Source organism: Vibrio mytili (assembly GCF_049563345.1).
In the GTDB taxonomy this organism is placed as follows: domain Bacteria; phylum Pseudomonadota; class Gammaproteobacteria; order Enterobacterales; family Vibrionaceae; genus Vibrio; species Vibrio mytili.
Map to the genome: position 1 here is coordinate 916,829 of NZ_CP110482.1, position 20,632 is coordinate 937,460.

General features: G+C 44.4%; 14 protein-coding genes. 4 read left to right on the forward strand and 10 right to left on the reverse strand.

Annotated features, from left to right (window positions below; genetic code table 11):
- Nucleotides 1-33: 33 nt before the first annotated feature.
- The 8 genes from ONE56_RS17685 to ONE56_RS17720 form a co-directional block, all read right to left on the reverse strand.
- The gene (locus ONE56_RS17685) at nucleotides 34-972 is read right to left on the reverse strand and encodes a choline ABC transporter substrate-binding protein (RefSeq protein ID WP_423840612.1); all 939 of its coding nucleotides are present in this window, start codon (nucleotides 970-972) and stop codon (nucleotides 34-36) included.
- A 47-nt stretch (nucleotides 973-1,019) separates the two neighbouring features.
- Nucleotides 1,020-2,738, reverse strand: a complete 1,719-nt coding sequence (betA, locus tag ONE56_RS17690; RefSeq protein WP_423840613.1) for a choline dehydrogenase — start codon at nucleotides 2,736-2,738, stop codon at nucleotides 1,020-1,022.
- A gap of 20 nt (nucleotides 2,739-2,758) precedes the next feature.
- Nucleotides 2,759-4,219 carry a betaine-aldehyde dehydrogenase gene (gene betB / locus ONE56_RS17695; RefSeq protein WP_423840614.1) on the reverse strand — a complete coding sequence of 487 codons (1,461 nt, stop codon included), beginning with the start codon at nucleotides 4,217-4,219 and terminating at the stop codon, nucleotides 2,759-2,761.
- 39 nt (nucleotides 4,220-4,258) lie between these two features.
- Complete coding sequence (gene betI / locus ONE56_RS17700; RefSeq protein ID WP_423840615.1) at nucleotides 4,259-4,855, reverse strand: transcriptional regulator BetI; 597 nt, start codon at nucleotides 4,853-4,855, stop codon at nucleotides 4,259-4,261.
- A 599-nt stretch (nucleotides 4,856-5,454) separates the two neighbouring features.
- The gene (locus tag ONE56_RS17705; RefSeq protein WP_331437668.1) at nucleotides 5,455-7,023 is read right to left on the reverse strand and encodes a sensor domain-containing diguanylate cyclase; all 1,569 of its coding nucleotides are present in this window, start codon (nucleotides 7,021-7,023) and stop codon (nucleotides 5,455-5,457) included.
- A gap of 101 nt (nucleotides 7,024-7,124) precedes the next feature.
- Nucleotides 7,125-9,584: an HD domain-containing phosphohydrolase gene (locus ONE56_RS17710; protein ID WP_423840616.1), complete on the reverse strand. Its 2,460-nt coding sequence runs from the start codon at nucleotides 9,582-9,584 to the stop codon at nucleotides 7,125-7,127.
- Between the two features lie 154 nt (nucleotides 9,585-9,738).
- The gene (locus ONE56_RS17715; RefSeq protein ID WP_423840617.1) at nucleotides 9,739-10,650 is read right to left on the reverse strand and encodes an EamA family transporter; all 912 of its coding nucleotides are present in this window, start codon (nucleotides 10,648-10,650) and stop codon (nucleotides 9,739-9,741) included.
- 197 nt (nucleotides 10,651-10,847) lie between these two features.
- The gene (locus ONE56_RS17720; protein WP_331437670.1) at nucleotides 10,848-12,050 is read right to left on the reverse strand and encodes an MFS transporter; all 1,203 of its coding nucleotides are present in this window, start codon (nucleotides 12,048-12,050) and stop codon (nucleotides 10,848-10,850) included.
- A gap of 150 nt (nucleotides 12,051-12,200) precedes the next feature.
- On the opposite strand from ONE56_RS17720, the gene ONE56_RS17725 reads away from it, so the two are divergent.
- Nucleotides 12,201-13,082 (forward strand): LysR family transcriptional regulator, encoded by an 882-nt coding sequence (locus tag ONE56_RS17725; RefSeq protein ID WP_423840618.1) that lies wholly within the window; start codon nucleotides 12,201-12,203, stop codon nucleotides 13,080-13,082.
- 69 nt (nucleotides 13,083-13,151) lie between these two features.
- On the opposite strand, the gene yegS is transcribed toward ONE56_RS17725, so the two are convergent.
- The gene (gene yegS / locus ONE56_RS17730; RefSeq protein WP_423841150.1) at nucleotides 13,152-14,048 is read right to left on the reverse strand and encodes a lipid kinase YegS; all 897 of its coding nucleotides are present in this window, start codon (nucleotides 14,046-14,048) and stop codon (nucleotides 13,152-13,154) included.
- Between the two features lie 205 nt (nucleotides 14,049-14,253).
- Here yegS and ONE56_RS17735 point away from each other — a divergent pair, with 205 nt between their 5' ends.
- Complete coding sequence (locus ONE56_RS17735; RefSeq protein WP_423840619.1) at nucleotides 14,254-16,608, forward strand: fatty acid cis/trans isomerase; 2,355 nt, start codon at nucleotides 14,254-14,256, stop codon at nucleotides 16,606-16,608.
- A gap of 18 nt (nucleotides 16,609-16,626) precedes the next feature.
- Nucleotides 16,627-16,818, forward strand: a complete 192-nt coding sequence (locus tag ONE56_RS17740) for a hypothetical protein (protein WP_041153943.1) — start codon at nucleotides 16,627-16,629, stop codon at nucleotides 16,816-16,818.
- Between the two features lie 129 nt (nucleotides 16,819-16,947).
- Here ONE56_RS17740 and ONE56_RS17745 read toward each other — a convergent pair whose 3' ends face one another.
- Entirely contained in the window at nucleotides 16,948-19,419 is a 2,472-nt protein-coding gene (locus ONE56_RS17745; protein ID WP_423840620.1) for a molybdopterin oxidoreductase family protein, read from the reverse strand.
- Between the two features lie 394 nt (nucleotides 19,420-19,813).
- Here ONE56_RS17745 and cobA point away from each other — a divergent pair, with 394 nt between their 5' ends.
- Nucleotides 19,814-20,623: a uroporphyrinogen-III C-methyltransferase gene (cobA, locus tag ONE56_RS17750; protein ID WP_423841151.1), complete on the forward strand. Its 810-nt coding sequence runs from the start codon at nucleotides 19,814-19,816 to the stop codon at nucleotides 20,621-20,623.
- The last annotated feature ends 9 nt before the right edge of the window (nucleotides 20,624-20,632 follow it).

Here is a 20,632-nt window from a genome sequence, read left to right on the forward strand (position 1 = left end):
GTGGGCATGTAACGCCCACTTAAGGAAAGTCAATTAAGCGTTAGTGTCTAAATACGCAGCGATGGCCGTTGGTGCATCTTGACCATCAACGGTTTTCACGTCTTTAAGCCACACTTTGATCTGCTCTTGATGCTCGCTCAACCATGCTTGCGCCGCTTTTGATGGCTTCTGTTTCTGGTTAAGAATGGCTTCCATCAACTCATTTTCCATCTCTAGACTGAACTCTAGATTTTTCACTAGCTGGCCAACATTCGGACACTCAGAAAGGTAGTTTTTGCGTACATTGGTATAGACACTTGCACCACCATAATTTGGGCCAAAGTAATCATCACCACCCTCTAAGTATTCCATTTCAACATTGCTGTTCATTGGGTGTGGTGCCCAGCCTAAGTAAACAATCCATTGATTACGACGAACCGCTCGAGATACTTGTGACACCATGCCGGCTTCACTTGACTCGACAAGGCTAAAGTTTTTCAGTCCGAACGCATCACTGTCGATCATTGACTGAATGAGTCGGTTGCCGTCGTTGCCTGGCTCAATGCCATAAATGCGGTCTTTAAACTTGTCGGCATGTTTAACTAGATCGGCAAAGCTGGTAACGCCCGCATCATAAACATATTTGGGTACAGCTAAGGTGTACTTAGCACCTTCAAGATTTGCTCTGACTGTTTCTACCGTGCCTGCTTCTCGATATTTTGCAATATCGCCTTCCATCGTCGGCATCCAGTTGCCCAGGAAAATATCAATATCACCATTTGCCATTGAAGAATAAGTAACAGGTACGGAAAGCAGATCCGTTTTAGTCTGGTACCCTAACCCTTTCAAAATTTCTGAAGTTACCGCAGTCGTTGCTGTGATATCGGTCCAGCCAACATCTGCAAATCGAACGGTTTCACACTGATTTGCGTAGGCGCCTGTAGCTAGTGTACTTAGCGCGATGGATGAAATAGCTTTGGTCATCTTAGACATATTGAATTCCTTATAATGAGTGCTGACTTTTTATTTGTTTTTAAGTTTTAAGCGATGGAGTCTAAAGATCGCTTAGGTGCTTGTATTCGCTGTTTTTCTTGCCAATTTGGAGCTATCCAGACTGGTGTGTTGTTTGCTTTTTCCAATGCATTACCCAAAATCATGTCCGCTGCACGTTCTGCAACCATGATGGTCGGTGCGTTTAAGTTGCCATTTGGAATGGTTGGGAAAATCGATGAATCTACGACACGCAGACCTTGGATACCACGTACCTGACATTGTTCATTTAGTACAGCCAATGGGTCACTCTCCGCCCCCATTTTGCAGGTACACGAAGGGTGATAAGCACTTTCAACATTTTGTTTCACCCACTCATCAATTTGAGCATCGGTCGTGACATCAAGACCCGGTTGAATTTCTTCTCCACGAAACTCATCCATCGCAGGTTGATTGAGGATTTCTCGCGTTAGGCGAATACAATCACGCCAGTCTTGTTTATCTTGTTGTGTTGAAATGTAATTAAACTCGATTTTAGGCTTGTCGTTTGGATTCGCAGATAAAACCTCTACCGTGCCTCGGCTTTCTGGCTTATTCGGCCCTACATGCACTTGGAAGCCATGGCCATCAAATGCAGCTTGCCCGTCATAACGCATTGCTGCAGGCAAAAAGTGATACTGAATATTTGGCCACTTCAACCCTTCACGCGAGCGGATAAACGCACATGATTCAAAGTGATTGGTTGCGCCAAGTCCTTTGCGAGTCAAGATCCATTCTGTACCAATCAATCCCTTACTCACCAAGCCTAATTTACTGTTCAGCGTGATCGGCTGTTTACAATGATATTGGAAATACACTTCCAAATGGTCTTGAAGGTTTCTACCTACACCTTCCAGTTCGTGTTTCACCTCAATGCCAGCGTTTTCCAATACCGATTTAGGCCCAATACCTGATAGTTGCAGGAGCTGTACCGAACCAATTGACCCCGCACTTGAAATCACTTCTTTGTTTGCGAAGCACTGTTTGACCTGACCTGATTGCTCAAATTCGATCCCCACAGCTTTTTGACCTTCAACTGACTGATCTTCTTGAAGCAGTACACGATGAGCCGTCACTCTTTTCATTAGGGTGAAATTCTTGCGCTTTCTTGCACGGCTTAAGTAGGCATTAGATGTTGAAGCTCGTACACCTTTATCGACCGTCATATGCATCGGGCCGAATCCTTCTTGCTGGTATCCGTTGTAATCGTCAGTCTCTGGGTAGCCCGCGTCTTTGCCCGCTTCAATAAAGGCGTTATACAGTGGGTTGAGTTTCATGTCGTTGCCGTTGCAGGTTCCAACTGGGCCACGGTCACCGCGGTATTCATCTGCGCCTCCAACCCATGATTCTGCTTTACGGAAATACGGTAAACATGATTGATAGTTCCACCCTTTTGCGCCTTCTTCTTCCCATTGGTCGAAGTCACACGCATGACCGCGAACATAAACCATGCCATTAATCGAAGAGCTACCACCCAGAACTTTACCGCGAGGACAGTGCAGTTGTCGGCCGTCAAGGCCATCTTCTTTGACGGTTTCAAACTGCCAAGCATACTTCTCAGTATTCATCGGGTATGACAGCGCCGTCGGCATTTGAATGAAAATACTCTTGTCAGTGCCTCCTGCCTCAAGTAACAAAACGGTATTTTCTCCGCTTTCACTTAAACGATCTGCTAGAACACAGCCGGCCGAACCCGCACCGACGATGATATAATCGTAGTGTTGTTGCATCTTGATTCTCCTGAAAAGGTTTAAGCGTAGGGGCTTTCGAAGTCGCTTAACTGAACCAGCACACTCTTCGTTTGCGTGTAATGTTTCAGTGTTTCGACACCGTTTTCACGGCCAATACCGGATTGCTTGTAGCCGCCGACGGGCATTTCTGCCGGTGAATCACCCCATGCATTCACCCAGCAGATACCCGCTTGAATTTGATGAATGACTCGGTGTGCTCGAGAAAGGTTTTGTGTGAAAACGCCAGCAGCCAAGCCATATTCGGTGTCGTTCGCACGCTCGATAACCTCTGATTCATCGCTAAACTTCAGCACTGACATAACAGGGCCAAAAATCTCGTGCTGTACAACACTCATGTTATCGTCACAATCGATAAATACCGTTGGCGCAACGAAATTGCCGTTTTCTAATCCACTATTGGTGACTTTGTAACCGCCAGTCAGTAGGGTGGCACCTGCTGCTTTGGCTTCTTCAATCGCAGACAGCACTTTGCCTTCATGCTCTTTTGAAATCAGCGCACCGATTTGAGTATTTTCATCACACGGGTCGCCAATAACCAGTTTCTCGGTACGCACTTTCAACTGCTCAATGAACTCATCATAAATCGACTCATGCACAAAGACTCGAGTCCCATTTGTGCACACTTCACCTTGCGTATAGAAGTTCGCCACCATAGCTGCTGAGACCGCGTCATTTAGCTTCGCATCATCAAAGATGATCAGAGGTGATTTACCACCCAGCTCCATGGTGACTTGCTTAAGCGTTTTCGCACTGTCACCCATTACGATTTTGCCAGTGCCAACTTCTCCCGTGAATGAGACTTTCGCAATATCAGGATGTGCTGTGAGCATTTGACCAACACGGTAATCACCCTGAATAACGTTAAAAACACCGTCAGGCATGCCTGCTTCTGAGTAGATTTCCGCTAATTTTAATGCGGTAAGTGGCGTTTCTTCTGATGGCTTAAAAATCATTACGTTACCTGCCGCCAATGCTGGGGCAGATTTCCACATCGCAATCTGAATTGGGTAATTCCACGCACCAATACCTGCGCAAATACCGAGAGGTTCGCGGCGCGTATAGAAAAACTGATGCTCGTTGAGTGGCTGCTGCTCACCTTGCAAGCTAGGGGCCAAGCCAGCATAGTATTCAATAACATCCGCACCCGTGACCACATCGACAGCAATCGCTTCTTGAATTGGTTTGCCGGTATCCGCAACTTCCAGCTTGGCAAGTTCTTCGTTGCGCTCTCGTAAAATTGCCACCGCTTTATTCAGAATACGGCTACGTTCAATCGCAGTCATTGCAGACCACTTGGCAAAACCTCTCTTTGCAGATTCGATCGCCGCATCCATATCGCGTTGGTTCGCTTGTTTAACATTGGCTAAAGGCTCACCATTCGCTGGGTTGTACGTGGTGAAATGTTCCTCGGAACTTCCTAAATACATAGAGCCATCAATGTAGTGCGTTTTCATTTCCATGTTGAAGACCTGACTTTTCGTTATTTTGTGACTACTTGATTACTTTTTTGCGTAATAAGTTAATTGTTTATCGAGATAGTCATTGATGATGATGGTTGCTTTTTCAGCGTCGATGCCTTGCGGGTTGAGCGTTCCGCGTAGCCAAATACCATCGATAAGAGACGCGATGCCGTGAGCAACTAACTCAGCTTGTTCCACATTCAGTAACGCTTTTAATTCTTTTCGAAGATGGGATAAAAGGCGTCTTTCGTTCACACGCTGCAAGCGCTTAAGCTGCTCGTCATGCATAGAGTAAGACCAAAACGCCAGCCAAGTTTTCGCGACTTTGTTTTCTGCCTGATAACCGACAAAGTTGCCGTCAATAATGGCGTTAATCCTTTGATGGTGTGCATCGTCAGGCAGTTCACGCAACTTGTTCGTTATGGTGGACGAAAGCTGTCGAAGGATCTCGCGCATCGTTTCTTCCAATAATCCGTGCTTACCACCAAAGTAATGATTGATGATCCCCGTAGATACACCAGCTTCTTTGCTGATCAACGAGATACTCGCTGCGTGTAAGCCTACTCTGTCAATCACTGACATTGTCGCTTTCACCAGCTGTGGCTTCCTAATTTCAGGCATTCCCACCTTTGGCATTTCGTCCCCTTTCATTTTTAATTGAACGATTAGTTAAATATAAAATGCACCAAAACTCATTCGAACTCAAATTATTTTTTGTTAAATATTTTCGCAATCAACGTAAAATCATTGAGACAGAATGCAAGATTAAGTTGTGCTTAGTAACAAACAAGACGTTGTAAAACTCGACAATATGACGAGTCTTTTAATTAAAAATCAACAACTTAATAAATAGTGACAGTAGAAAACACAGAAGACTCATGTTCACTACCCAACACTAGAAATTAATCACATAAAATAAATTGTATCGTGCACTAACCATTGCACCACGATGTGTTTGTCTGCATGAACATTAACCAGATGATGTAACAACAGTTTCATAGCACAACTTATTTTATTTGTACGCAGATGAGGCATAGTGAATCATTACGCCACAGGACATACCCAAAAAACGAAATCAAAGGTAGAGCTTAAACAATGAACAGGTAATGTTAGAGATATGAATGGGGGATTACACCTACCCAAATAAGCGCTTGATCACTTACTTATCCAGATTGGTATGAGTAGGCTGGAGACTAAGCATCTTAAATCAAATGGCTTCAAGATGCTGATGAGGTTTATGGCTCAATTTCAGTGCGGTTTCTTCCGTTGTATTTCGCGTTGTAAAGCGCTTTATCTGCCGCCTTAATCGCAATATCTATCGGCTGCTGACTTCCCTTCCAAGAAGAGACGCCAATCGATACGGAGAGCGTATCAACATCAGTGAAGGTTTTAGTATTGATCGATTTTCTTATTCGCTCTGCAACTTCAAAAGCAATGTCGAGGTTTGTATTAACAAGCAACACCAAAAACTCCTCTCCACCATGCCGGCATAGCACGTCATGGTTTCTCGCCTCATCCGCCATATGTTTAGCCACTTCTTTGATCACGGTATCGCCAACATCGTGGCCGTACGTGTCATTAATCTTTTTAAAATGGTCAATATCTATCGCAAGTAGAGAAAACGACGTATACCGTTCACTCAGGTGCACCAGGGCTTGTTCCCAACCACGTCGATTTAACAAGCCAGTCATTGTGTCCGTCAAACTATCGACATGAAGCTTTTCAATTCTATCGGAAACACTACTAAACGCCCTCACAAGACTTTGCTTTAAGTTTGCGGCCTCAAAATACCATGGGTTGACCTTATCAAGCTCATTCATCTTAGGGCTTTCTGAATCATACTTCCTCACAGTGCTTGCCAACTGCCATAACGGTTTGGAGATAAGAAAAGAAAAGATCCAAATACATAAAAACGTCATCGCGATAATGGGAATTGATTGCATAACTACTTTCCACATATGCTTGTTAAGATTGGACAAAGTCAATTGCTTCGCTTTTTGTGTAACGATTCCCCATCCTGAACTATCAACAATGGCGTAACCCGCTAGCATATCGACACCTTGTGAATTAGTAACGATTCGCCCGCCTTCAACACCATTAACAAGATCTTCAATCGCAGCGTTATTGAGGATTTTTTCTCCGACTCTAGCCGAATCAGGATGGGCAATTAATGTCGAGTTCTTGTTAACCACGTAAAGGTAAGAGCCGTCTTCATGCGCGTGCTTACCAAGCAACGTTGATAATGCGTTATCTTCTTCCAGATAAATGGTGCCGATGATATAACCTAAGTATTGACGAGACTCGGAAAATATAGGCGCAGAAACCCCGAGCAGATAATTTCCCGCAGGAGAAACAAAAGGTTCGACGATATAAGGGGTTCTAATATTCAAAGGCTCAAGAGAGTTTGGACTAGTGAGTTTGGCACCTTTGACTTCTATGGTTGGGGGGGAAATTGCACGAATGATTCCTTCGGTGTTTACGACCGCCACAGAGTTAAATGCGTTACTTTGCGCTCTTACTCGTTCAACCTCCTCATCCAACAGAACTTGATTGTCAATGTCAGTGCCGAGTTCAGTGGCACTAAATTTTAGTTGGGACAAGGATTCTGACAGAAAGGCGTCCGTCATATACGCCATTTTTTCTGCATACACACGGTTTGACTCTATTGCGTTGGACAGCATGTCGTCACGATTTACTCGATAAACTGAGTAAAAAGCATTGAGCAGCGTCACCACGACACTAAATATACACAGAATGAGAATAAGCCGTCTTAGATTTAACGGTGTTTTTATTTTTTTATTCATTACAACACTAGCCACTACATTTTATTGTGCGCCCATTTTAACATTCACAATCAAACTCGCTATTGTCGTTTCTATATTTTCCATTCCCATTCGGTGTTCTTTTAGCTTGTAATGTATTTCTCTATATCCACTTCGTCGATTTGGTCCTGAGCTAGATAAGTCTCAGCATATTGAAGATGCAGTTCATGACTTAACATGAGCTTAAAGAGGTCTTTGTCCAAATGTCCGTCTTCTACCATAAAGCTGAGTATTTTAATCGCTTCACTTAAAGGCTTCGCTTTTTTGTATGGACGATCCGAAGCCGTCAACGCTTCGAATACATCAGCGATAGCCAAAATTCGAGTCGCCGTCGGTAGTTCATTCGCCCCCAACTGTTTCGGATACCCATTGCCAGTTAAGGTTTCATGGTGTCCACCCGCATATTCGGGCACCCGTTTTAATTCTTCAGGTAGAGGCAAGGCTTCAAGCATACGAATTGTAGAAACAATATGCTCGTTAATTCGATATCGATCCTCTAGGGTTAGCGTCCCTTTCTCGATAGTTAAGTTATATATTTCCCCTAAATTCGCCTGATATTTCGGGGCTTTCAATTTGATATCCTCACTGTTTTTTGTATTGGGGTCCTGTGGCCATTCGATCAGATGTTCTGCTTTATCAGACAACAAATTCTCGACACAAGGAAGACGTACTGCAGCAAACTTTTCCATCCGTCGCTCTTCTTCCGGTGATAGGCCTAACCGATCATCTAAATGGCGCAACCAAGTTTGAGTTGCGATACGTTTCACACGCTCCACATGTTCTTCAGACATAAACTCGCCCCCCACATTGCATTGGGCGACAAATTCAAAATCATCTTTAATCTGTGCTTGTCGCTGTACCAATGTGCTCTTGAGTACATTAGCATCTTGTCCTGAGCTTATTCCTTGCCAATACTCTATCTCTGCATCTCTTAACAACACTTCGAAGCGCATTCTTATTAGGTGGATCCGATTGCAAATCGCTTCTAGTTTGGAGCCTTTATCGACAATATGTTCGGGTGTCGTTACCTTGCCACAATCATGTAGCCAAGCTGCGATTTCGAACTCTCGCCATTCCTCTTCCGTTTTTAAATTAAAGTTGTCAAACGCCGGAAGATCGCTATTGCTGGCAATTTTGGCTAGGTCAATAGCTAATATCGGCACCCTTTCGCAATGACCAGCCGTATAAGGCGACTTATCATCTATCGCCTGCGCAATCAGTTTGACGAACGAATCCATGAGCTCTTGTTGATTCTTTTGATACTGTTCTATGGAGCAGGACATGGAGTAAATCGAATCAGACAGTGCAGAAAGCTCTGCAATCCGGCTTGGTACTTTTTGCACCTTGGTAAATTCACGTTTCTTTATTTTCTCACTTTCAGCGAACAGCAGCCGAACAGGATGAACAATGATGTTAGCGAAGAATAACAAGACAGGAACAAGTAAAAGCATCGCGGAGAACGTAATCAGTGTGGACTGATTCACCTTCTCCATATACGGCGCTTGGACTTGCTTGGCTGGAATGATAAAACCGACGTACTCTTTTTTGCCAAGATCTGCTTCAACACGTTGCACGTAAAGCATCAATTTTCGTCCCTGGGCGTCGACAGTCTGTATTGTGCTTCCTTGAATTTCACTTTGCTTTGCCATTTCAACAAATTGACGTAGAGGAACAACGCCTAACGAATTAGGATATTGCGGGTCTTCTACCATGAGTTCCTCGGGGTCTACCGATGTAGTGACTCTATTATCATGAAGCTCAAATGAATGTGCATGAACTCGTCCATCCGCATCAAATAACATCGACTCGCCACCAGGGTTATTCTTGGTCAAAAACGTTGAGAGTGACGACAAAGAAATATCTGCAGCGATGACAGTTTGCGTATTCTGGATACGTTTCGCGTAGGTCACGCCAGGACTTTGAAGATGATGGAATACATAAGGGGTGGTTTTGATTACATTAGAATCATTCATCGCTTCACGGTACCATGGGCGTTTATTTGCGAAATAGTTTGAGGGGACGACTTTTTGATGATTCAAATTGAACTTATCATCGAAATACAGTGACACTCTGTCTCTGCCACTTGACGTTTCATATACTCTGACCACTAGCCAACTGTCGTTTGCTTCAGCATCATGCCCCTCTCTCAGGGTGTCGCTGATACTTAAATTAATTAATTGATACATGTCGCCATTCGCATAGCCAATATACACGCCGTACAAACTGGGATTTTTCAACATCGCTTGAGAAATAACCTCAGTGGCTGGGTGCAACACCTCTTTACTGATATGTTGGTCTACCTCTGGATAATGGGAAAGGATATTGACGAGGTTACTGGTTTGAATATTAAGTGAATCGATTTTTTCGCTGAAGTTATTAGCCGTTCTATGAAAAGAATCCGCAGCTGCATTCTTTGCAAGACTCAGGCTGAAGTAATATTGTAGAGAGAGAGCTACGATAACGATAAGTGAAGATAAAGCGATGAACACGGATACAACCGTCACTTTCATACTAAAAGTACTGAGTTTAAACATGTTGACCATGCCCTAGCCTCCCTGGCCAGCCAATGCTCAATTGGCAGTTTTTTGTAGTGAGTTAATATAGACTAGGACAATATCCTTAAAAAACAAGGGATTATTTTCGTCGTTAAAATTAATTTAAACACTCACTTGGATATGCTTACAGGTTTTTGCAAACTTACTGCACCGATGACACTGCTTTGCGCCTCGCTTTAAACCAGCGCTGACCAAACACGTTAATCACCAATCCCAATCCAATCACTATCACCCCGACAACCTGCTGCAGACCAAGAGTTTCGTCTAATAATATCCACGCACTCAATAAACCGAATACGGGCACCAATAGAGACAAGGGGGCGACCAAAGCGGTGGCATAGCGACTCAGCAGATAACTCCACCCACCATAGCCAATAATCGTGGCAAATAACGACAGATAAACGATCGAAAATAGGTTATGCCATTGAATATGCAGCAATGATCGTTGGATGACATCCTGCCCTTCAATAAGTAGTGAAGTAACGGAAAATGCGACTGTGGGCACAATCGCACTCCACACGATGAGAGACATCGTTGGCACCGTATACTTCTTCATGATGATTTTATTGGTGATGTTCCCTAAAGCCCAGCAACTTGCCGCCCCTAGGATCAAAATTAGAGTAAATCCGGTCAAAGATACAACGCCGCCACTTTGCGCAGCGGCAAGTAAGTAAATTCCACTCCCAGCTATGATGACTGCCATCACATTGTGGCGGTGTATTTTTTCTTTTAGTAAAAGGATTCCGAAACCTAAGGTAATGAATGCCTGAGCCTGCAATAGCAGTGAGGCCAATCCAGCAGCCAACCCAACATTTAGCGCCCAGAATAACAACGCGAACTGCCCGAAGCTGATGGTCAAACCGTAAGCCAATAGCCATTTGAATGGCAATTTAGGGCGAGGGACAAAGAGTAAGGCAGGAAATGCCACCAGCGCAAAACGTAACCCAGCCAATAGCAGAGGTGGGACTCCCTCTAAACCGACTTTAATTACTACAAAGTTCACGCCCCAGACCAAAACGATGGTGAGTGCGAGCAGTCTGTCACGCATTAGCATTTAAGTATCCTTACAAACTCAGGTCAGTTTCGCCACAAGCAATTTCACCAAAAGCAAATTCACCTAAAGCAATTTGACCACTATCAATGTCGCCAAAACAATGTGAAAAGAAGTGAGGTCTGTAACATGCGTGCGACAAGCTGGAGCGAAGAGTTTAGATTGCCTCAAACAAGAAGCGAAAACAAGAAACTCTTTACCTAAGACATCGCGTGTGAGTGACTGTTTTTGTATACACTCACACATTGATAAATGATCACCAGAAGAATACATAGCGCGAGAGCAATACGGGTTGCATCGAGAATACCTTGCCATCCCCAGCCTTGGTAAAATGGTTCCAAAAAGAATACGCCTAAGCTAGCACCAGAATAGTAAAATAAACTGTATAATGCTTGCGCACTTCCCTTTGATTTTGTCACTTTCATACCAATTAACGTGCTGGCTTGAGCATGGCAAAAGAAGAATCCTACCGACACCATAACCATACCGACAACCATAGTGTAAAGGTTAGACCAACTCATCAGGAAGTTTGCAGCCAGCATGATCGTTGCACCAAACGCCACACCTGCTATCGGAGAATGCTTTTTAGCAAACTTTCCTGCCAAAGAAGAACTGGTGGTCCCTCCGAGTAATGTTAAAAACATCAAACTACGAATATCACTCGGAAGGTTGTAAGGGAAGTCACTCAAAACCATCATTAGGTAATTCGATAAGTTAACAAAGGTACCGAACGCCAAGCCAATCAGCAGATACAGTATGACCAACTGCGGATTTTTCAAGTGATGGCCATAAGCCTTGAGGCATTTTCCTACTTTTAAGGGAGCAGGTTTAAAGTGACGTTGAACGGGTATTAAGTAATAGATGATAGCGTAGAGAATCACGCTGATCCCTGCAATCACATAACCTGCGTAGGCCCAATCACCGAGATGTTCGGCGCTCAATCCACCCAGTAGACGACTGCAAATCCCACCCAGCGTATTTGAAGCAACATAAAAACCAACGGCACCGGCTAACCAACTTTTTCTCAGCTCTTCCCCCATCAACGGAACCGCCAACGCTGGGCAAACCGCTAGGAACATACCTTGGAGAAAACGTAGAGATAAAAATAAGTGGTAATTTTCTACCATAGGAAGGGCCACAGACACAGCTATACCCGCTGCTGTTCCTGCCAACAACACTTTGCAGCGGCCAATTGCATCTGACAAGCTCGCAAAGACCAGCAGCCCCAAACCCATACCAAGTAGCGGTGCTGACATAGATAGGTTTGCGGCGAGAGAACTCACCTGAAACTCTTTCTGAATAATTGGCAACAAAGGTTGCAGCCAATAAATATTGGAAAAAGTGACGATGGAGAATAAACATACACAGATGACTACTCTGCTGTAATGGGCTGATTTTTTCACTGCTTTACTACTTAATCATTTTCTAATGATGAAACGGGTTACAGAGCTAGATTAACGTTCAGCTATGGATAAAAAAAATATTTTGTATTTATCTAATCCATAGATAATATTTATACCAATCAAGCGTTAGATAAGAGAAAGCGAGTTGTCATGGAATTAAGGCAGTTAAAACATTTTGTTGCTGCGGTAGAACAAGGCTCGATCTCCGGAGCAGCCAGAGTTCTGAATTTGGCGCAGCCCGCAATCAGTAGCAGCATTAAAAAGCTGGAACAAGAACTGAAAATGCCGCTCTTCAATCGCCGAGATCGTGGTATTGACTTAACCAAAGAAGGCAACGAGTTCCTCTACCATGCGAGACAAATTTTATCTCAGGCAGAAGATGCCAAACTAGCGATGCAGGCGATGGAAGGGTTAGACCAAGGGCTAGTTGATGTCGCAGTCCCCAGTATGTTGGGATCGTACTATTTCCCTCCACTGCTGATGGCTTTTCGGCACCAGTACCCAAACATTGATATCAATATACTTGATACAGGGACACGTAATATTCGACAACTATTGCTACAAGGAGAAATTGAGCTTGGGGTCATCGCAAGCAAAGATATCACTCCAGAACTAGAACATGGCCCGCTTATCCGTGAAGAAATGGTGGTATGCATGGCAGTCGACCATCCCCTAGCGGAAAAGGAGGTGATCGAATACGAAGACTTTCTTGCTCATGATTTAGTCCTGTTTCAAAAAGGCTACTATCACCACACCTTGATAGACAGAATATCTCAACAGGTAAACATTAAACCTAAGGTCGCATTCAGCAGTAACTTGTTACCGCTAATCAAATCGGTCATTCGTCAAGGATATGCGATCTCCCCGATGTGGAAAGTCGCGATCAATGACGAAGAGGAAATCATCTCTCGCCCATTTGCCGAAACGTTCGAAATCGATCTCAGTCTCGCTTGGCGCAAAGACAGTTATCTATCTCGAGCCAACCAAGCATTTCGCGACTTTATTTTGAATGAGGTCAATGGTAACTGTTGACCTCATTTTGCTGAAGTGAATACGCAAATTACTGGCAGGTTATCGAGCGACAGGATACAACTCGAGTCACTAATTAATACACGGGCAGTTTGGCGGGAGTACCAGAGCGATGCTTTTTTGCATGACGTCAAAACGTACATTTTTGGAACGGTATGGTTCACCATCCAAATTGAGAGGTAGCTTATTGGGAAAATCGATTTCTAGCCAGCTTGATCTTGTATGTTTCACAAACTCGCCATCGACACTTGGCGTGTTAATTTCTTCAATAACCTTTGGAAGTTGATGGGCTAAAAACGGGCGCACCAATGTTAGATCCATTAATCCGTCGTTGATTAAAGCCTTGGGTGCTAATTCTTGCCCGCCCCCCGCTAAGCGGCCATTACAAAACGCCCCAACCAACATTTCACCTTGATACGTTCCCGATTCGGTTGTAATGGTGCCATCATAAGGTTTGAAGCCTAACGCTTTAACAACGCCCGTCAGCGTATACGCGCCACCACCTAAGAAGTTTTTTAACTCAACGGGGGTTTCCGCTGTAATTTCAGCCCCGAAACCCGCAGCAGCAACGTTAATAAAAAAGCGATCATTAGCTTTTACGCAATCAACCAACGCCGCATCTCCGTTAACCGCTAACGCGAGCGCATCGCCTATGGTATTTGGAATACGATTGGCAGTCGCAAAGTCATTTGCCGTACCCAGTGGAATAATCGCAAGCTCTGGCCGTTGCTCCTCATCAACTTCTGCCAGGGCCGAAACCGCTTCATTCACAGTTCCATCCCCTCCAGCAACGGCAATGCGAGTGATCCCTTCACTGACAGCCTCTTTAACTAGGCGCTTCATATCTTGTGACTCCCAAGTAACACGTACTTGCACGTCGACACCCTGTTCTCTCATTTTGATGATTTCATCTCTTAGCTCAGGCATTCCGGCTTTTTTACCGTTAAGAATGGTACGTATCACGTTCATCATAGGTTTCCTTTAGATAGAGGTATCAACACTTCCTAGTTACTTTGGTCGCCTTTACTCTACATCGTCTGTTTCAGTTACGCTATTCGTATCACCGCAACTAAGTTCCCTGTCGTTTATTCCGCTGATTTATCACTCGAACTTTGGTATTTCTTTGTTTAATTTGCTTTAATCAATACAAATACCATTTACTCAAAATAACTCGATGAATTTTCGCCTTATTTTTCTTGTTGCTATTGTCAGTTTATTTGCAGGCTGTGCTACTTATGCAGGCCTTAACTTCGACCAACTTTTTGGCCCGCAGCTCGTTCGTGAGCGCACGGTAGGTGTCGAAACCAAACAAGCTAATTTCTTTCAAAAAGAAGTCAAACCCATCATAGACAACCGCTGTGTGGTATGCCATGCGTGCTACGATGCGCCATGTCAGTTGAAGCTTTCGTCCGTCGAAGGGATTGACCGTGGGGCATCAAAAGCCTTGGTTTATGAAGGTACACGCCTTATTGCAGCCGCTCCCACTCGTTTGTTTGAAGATGCCCAAACCACTCAAGAATGGCGAGACGCTGGCTTTCACCCGGTGTTAAATGAACGTGAACAAAGCATGGCTGCGAACCTCGACGCCGGTTTGATTGCTCGTTTATTACAACAAAAAGAGCGCCACCCCCTACCAGAACAAGTGCAGTTAGAGGGGTTTGATTTTTCCATAGACCGTGAGCAAACCTGTCCGACCATGGAAGAGTACGAACAGTACGAAAAGGACAACCCGACATGGGGAATGCCATTTGGTATGCCCAATCTAACCAACAGCGAATACCATACTTTAATGAATTGGTTAGAGAATGGCGCTCTGATGAATGTCCACAACCCAATCAGCGACCACCAGCAAACGCTTATCGACAAATATGAAACGTTGCTTAATAACTCTGAACTCAAACATCAGTTAATGGCACGCTATATCTATGAGCACTTATTCCTTTCACATCTGTATTTCTCGGAACTAAACGAGCAGCCGCGTTTCTTTACCCTGGTCCGCTCTTCAACACCACCTGGGCAACCTGTTCAGCGTATCGCTACACGTCGACCATATGATGAGCCAGGTGTTGAACGCGTGTATTACCGCATCATTCCTGAGCAAGGCACTATCGTTGATAAAACACACATGCCGTATGCGTTAAATAAGCAACGTTTCAACAACTGGCGTCAATGGTTTATCGACTCAGAATATAGCGTATCTAAACTCCCAAGCTATGAGCCAGAAGTTGCCGCAAATCCAATGACGGCCTTTATCGATCTTCCCGTAAAATCGCGCTTTAGGTTCATGCTGGATAATGCCCAAAATACAATCATGGCTTATATAAAAGGGCCAGTGTGCCGAGGCCAACTTGCGCTCAATGTGATTAACGATCGTTTTTGGGTACTTTTCCTCGATCCTGATACAAGCAACATTCCGGAAGTGAACGAGTTTTACCGCTCTCAGGCAGCAAATCTCAAACTCCCTGGAGAGCTTGAGAGTAATACTCTTCCGATCACCAATTGGGTAAAATACGCCAGTCAGCAAGCCCGCTATCTCGAAGCGAAATCTGCGTTTTCAAACGAATGGTTCAAAGAGCACGAAAACCTGTCAATGAATATTATTTGGGATGGTGATGGAAACAACCCAAATGCTGCGCTGACGGTATTTCGCCATTTTGATAGTGCGTCCGTCGTACAAGGCTTAGTTGGCGAGCAGCCCAAAACAGTATGGGTACTTGATTACGCACTACTAGAGAGAATTCATTATCTGTTAGTGGCAGGGTTTGATGTCTACGGCAACTTTGGTCATCAATTAATCACGCGCATGTTTATGGACTTTTTGCGCCTTGAAGGTGAAAGTAATTTTGTATCCTTGCTCCCAGCAGATATGCGTCATCAACTGCAATCGAGTTGGTATCAAAACCAAAGCCCTCAATTGAGCGACTTCTTACAACGCAACGTGAAGCCATTCAACCAACCAACAAGTATCGTCTATGAAACGGATGACCCGATGAAAGAGCTATTGGATAAGCTCCGTCAGCGTTTGTCTCCGATATTGAACACGCGATATGAAATCGTCAATACCGCCCTCTCTTCAGAGAGTGAAACCCAGCTCAAACGTATAGGGACGCTTCGTGGTGAAGGGCTGAAAACTATCCCACAAATCACCATGTTAATGGTACAAAGTCAGTCAGGCAAAGATGAACTGTTTACTTTGCTGCACAATAACGCTCATACCAATATCTCGAGTTTGTTTGATGAAGAGAGTAACCGAGATTTCGCGAACGATGACATGACCATCGTACGCGGTGTCGTCGGAAGTTACCCGGCTGCGTTTTTCTCGATAAAAGAGGCGCAAGTCACAGGTTTTGTCGATCAATTCAGCGCAATCAAAAATGAAGCTGATTACGTTAACTTATTGGATCGTTTTGCGATTCGCCGTAGTTCAGACAAATTCTGGTCATTCAGTGATCGCCTACATAAATGGTACCGTGCAAAACAACCGATCGAATTTGGATTACTTGACTATAATCGTGTTGAGAATCGATGATGATTTAAGGGGGTTCTCATGGGTATCCGAGACAATATTGCCGCTCTTGAACAACAAATCTACATCGCTTGTTCAGAGGGAGACTACGACACGGTCAACATGCTTGAGCATCAACTCGAATACTTGCGTGGCAAAGTGGAGCATCCTTTAGACGATGATCCCTATGCTTTAGACACTCGGTTCGAGTGGGAAGATGATTTGACCAAATAGAAAAAACCTCCGGCGCAACCGGAGGTTTTTGTTTCACTTAGCGCCAAGCAGCACTAACCAACAGGGTTAAGAGGCGAATCAAAGATGACCTATCGCAGCCAATAGCTCTGTCATACGCGTTCGCATCCACTAATCAAGATACGCCTGCAAAGAAGCCGTATCATCAACACGCGTACTGAACAATTCGCTTAGCGCTTCCACCTCATTTGAGCCTAGCTCTTGTGAGGTCAGTTTATAGATAGAGGTAATGCGCTCCTCTGCTATCGAGATGACTCCTTTTGTATTCGGTTCATCTTTCGACAGCACTTTTCCAACCGATTGGATACACGGCAACCGAGCCTCTACTTCTTGCTGTAAAAGTAGAATATCCATAGGAGTACGGATCCGATACAAATACCCGCCATCCACTTTCTGCCTCGCAACATAACCAACATTCTCAAAAACAATCGACTGTGTAACCAAAACAGTGGCACAGGTTTGATACTCGTAAGGCATGATGTCAACAGGCGTGTATTTGAATTCTGGTTGTCCAGACAACCGATCAGTACGGGCATCCACTAAAGAACATGGCTTACTTAACGGACCGGTGATGTCATTCCAGTGAATCGGAACAAATAATTCTCCGTGTTTCATGGTCTCGCTAAGGACCGTCTTAACCACACACTCACCGTTGGCATTGAACACAGTGACCATGTCTCCATCACTGAGATCATATTGCATTGCAGTTTCAGGATGGATTAATACGTATGGCTCCTTTGCATGCTCCGCCAAACGACTCGATAGACCGGTTCGTGTCATTGTATGCCAGTGGTCTCGGCTTCTGCCCGTATTCAGCACGAGTGGAAAGCGTTTCGTTGTAGATGTCAGTGGAGCACTATGTTTTACCGGGATAAAATTAGCACGATGATCCTCAGTAAAGTATTGGTTATCTGTAAACATTCTCTGATTCACAACTTCGTTCTGTTTCTGTTCGACCGGCCATTGCTGCGGATCAAGTGAGTTGTACTCAGAGTCGGTTAGTCCTACCAGTCCCGCTAAATTGAGATCCCGCTGTTTATCGTTGTTCCCCAATGTCGTGAGTTCCGCATATTCCTTGAAGATCTGCCCTTCATGCAAGTAATCAAACGAGTCTTTAAAGCCTAATTTTTGTGCGACCTGAGAGACGATCCACCAATCTGGTTTCGCTAAGCCAGGACTGGCTAATAACCTGCGTTGACGTGAAATTCGACGTTCAGAATTGGTAACAGTGCCCGATTTTTCGCTCCAGCCTTGCGCTGGCAATAAAATATCGGCATAAGCTGTTGTTGCCGTCTGCTCAATGCAATCCGACACTACAACCAAAGGACATTGGTTTAACGCCTGCTTAATCTTCTCACTGTCAGGAAGGCTAACGACAGGGTTTGTCGCCATAATCCAAATCGCTTTAATCTCGCCCTTGTGAATAGCATCAAACATATCGATCGCCTTTAAACCGGGCTTTTTCGCCAGATTATCGGTTCGCCAGAACGCTTCGAGCTGCTCAATGTCGTCAGGGCGATTAAATTCCATATGCCCAGCGAGCGTGTTCGCTAACGCCCCTACCTCTCTGCCCCCCATTGCGTTGGGTTGCCCTGTCACAGAAAATGGGCCAGTCCCTTCTTTGCCGATTTTTCCAGTCGCTAAATGACAATTAATAATGCTATTTACTTTGTCGGATCCTTGAGAGGACTGATTCACGCCCTGCGAATATATCGTGATTACCTTTTCGGTATTGGTGAAAAAATCATAAAACTGTTGGAGTGCCGATGCATCAATTCCGGTCACTTCACTCACATCTGCATCATTGAGTGCTGCTTGGTACGCGTCACTAAAGCCATTTGTCGCAGAACCAATAAAAGCGTGATCAACCCGACTATGTTCGCCTAGATGGACCAACAAGCCGTTAAATAGTGAAACATCCGAACCCGGATTTATCGCTAAATGAAGATCGGCTAACTCGCAGGATTCATTACGGCGCGGATCGATCACAATGACGTTCAGGTTAGGATTGGTGTGCTTTGCAGCTCTCAGACGTTGAAATAAGACGGGGTGACACCAAGCCAGATTAGAACCGACAAGTATGACTAAGTCTGTTTTCTCAAGATCTTCATAGCAGACAGGTACCGTATCCATACCAAAGGCTCGCTTATGACCAACTACGGTAGACGCCATACACAAGCGGGAATTGCTATCTATATTAGCGGTTCCGAGATAACCTTTGATGAGTTTATTTGCGACATAGTAATCTTCTGTTAGTAGTTGCCCAGACACATAGAAAGCCACCGCATCCGGACCAAACTTTTCTATTGTATCAGCGAAACCTTTCGCTATTCGAGACAGAGCCTCGTCCCATTCGGAGTCACGCCACTCACCGCTTTCTGTTTTCAGCTTTGGAGTGAGTAAACGGCCGTCATGTATAACCGTGTCACCAAGAGCGATACCTTTAGTACAGAGTTTACCGTAATTTGAGGGGTGCGCTTTGTCACCACGTACTTCTAGCTGCCCATTTGACATTGGTCTTGCTTCGATGCCACATCCTACACCACAATAAGCACATGTTGATTTTATCCATCCTTCGCTCATATCACCCGTCTCCAATATTCCTTTTAAATACTGAGAAGCAAAAAACATTCCAAACACAAAAAACTGAACATTAACTTAATATTATTTATATTAATCAACAAGATAAAACAACAAATACCCCTAAAGTAGTAGATGATATTACTTTATAAAACTACCACCTTTTATGTATATTTACCCTTATTGATGCATTCATAACCATAAAAACCCAACATCTACCCCTTTTGGCAATACTGCCTACCCTCCTATTTTTTGTACGAAAACTCACTCAACAAAACATAACCAATTGTATTTTAAAAGATTAATTCTATTTTTTAGGAAAAAATACATTCATGGCACCCATGTTGCTATGTGAGATACATCTAGCAAAATCACATTCGAGGCAATGGCAATGATGATGAATAAAGAACATACCGTTATTGGAAGCGTATCACTGGTAGGTGCAGGCCCTGGCGATCCAGACTTACTTACCGTCAAAGCAATGAAAGCTATCAAGGGTGCCGACGTCATCGTGTACGACAACCTTGTCAGTGAAGGCATCCGCGCTTTGTTTCCTGCTCATTGCCAACGCGTTTACGTCGGAAAAGCCAAAGGCTGCCATAGCTATAAACAAGAAGAGATCAACCAGTTGATCGCGAACTTTGCTTTAGATGGACAGACTGTATGTCGTGTGAAAGGCGGTGACTCCTTTGTATTCGGGCGTGGTGGAGAGGAGATGCTGTTTCTTGCGAAATTGGGGGTTGATGTGAATGTTGTTCCTGGTATTACCGCAGCATCTGGGTGTACGACCTATTCCAACATTCCACTTACCCATCGCGGGCTTGCTCAGGGGTGCACGTTTATTACCGCACATGCTGATAAGCGCTTAGAAATAAATTGGAATGCATTAGCTCAACTTAACCAAACATTGGTTATTTATATGGGGCTAACCAAAGCCCCACAAATACAGCAACAGTTGACCAGTGCTGGTATGGAAACCGATAAACCAGTGGCCATTATTGAAAATGGCTGTACTCCACAGCAAAGAACCATCATTGGCCAGCTATCTGAGCTTGCTGAATTGACATCACGTCACGCAATCAAGTCGCCAGCACTCATCGTCATAGGTGATGTTGTGAATGTTGCAAGCCAAATGGAATGGTTGCAGCAGCTTAACGACAAGAATACCACGCCTCTTTCCGAGCCCAGCTTACTTAAAAGCGCTTAATCACACGGT

Excerpts from the sequence above, each read along its gene's own strand:
- ONE56_RS17740 (WP_041153943.1), top strand. The coding sequence starts at position 16,627 with ATGGGTATCCGAGACAATATTGCCGCTCTTGAACAACAAATCTACATC.
- ONE56_RS17685 (WP_423840612.1), bottom strand. The coding sequence starts at position 972 with ATGTCTAAGATGACCAAAGCTATTTCATCCATCGCGCTAAGTACACTA.
- cobA (WP_423841151.1), top strand. The coding sequence starts at position 19,814 with ATGAATAAAGAACATACCGTTATTGGAAGCGTATCACTGGTAGGTGCA.
- ONE56_RS17725 (WP_423840618.1), top strand. The coding sequence starts at position 12,201 with ATGGAATTAAGGCAGTTAAAACATTTTGTTGCTGCGGTAGAACAAGGC.
- ONE56_RS17715 (WP_423840617.1), bottom strand. The coding sequence starts at position 10,650 with ATGCTAATGCGTGACAGACTGCTCGCACTCACCATCGTTTTGGTCTGG.
- ONE56_RS17745 (WP_423840620.1), bottom strand. The coding sequence starts at position 19,419 with ATGAGCGAAGGATGGATAAAATCAACATGTGCTTATTGTGGTGTAGGA.
- ONE56_RS17735 (WP_423840619.1), top strand. The coding sequence starts at position 14,254 with ATGAATTTTCGCCTTATTTTTCTTGTTGCTATTGTCAGTTTATTTGCA.
- betA (WP_423840613.1), bottom strand. The coding sequence starts at position 2,738 with ATGCAACAACACTACGATTATATCATCGTCGGTGCGGGTTCGGCCGGC.
- betB (WP_423840614.1), bottom strand. The coding sequence starts at position 4,219 with ATGGAAATGAAAACGCACTACATTGATGGCTCTATGTATTTAGGAAGT.
- ONE56_RS17710 (WP_423840616.1), bottom strand. The coding sequence starts at position 9,584 with ATGGTCAACATGTTTAAACTCAGTACTTTTAGTATGAAAGTGACGGTT.
- betI (WP_423840615.1), bottom strand. The coding sequence starts at position 4,855 with ATGCCAAAGGTGGGAATGCCTGAAATTAGGAAGCCACAGCTGGTGAAA.
- ONE56_RS17705 (WP_331437668.1), bottom strand. The coding sequence starts at position 7,023 with ATGAATAAAAAAATAAAAACACCGTTAAATCTAAGACGGCTTATTCTC.
- yegS (WP_423841150.1), bottom strand. The coding sequence starts at position 14,048 with ATGAACGTGATACGTACCATTCTTAACGGTAAAAAAGCCGGAATGCCT.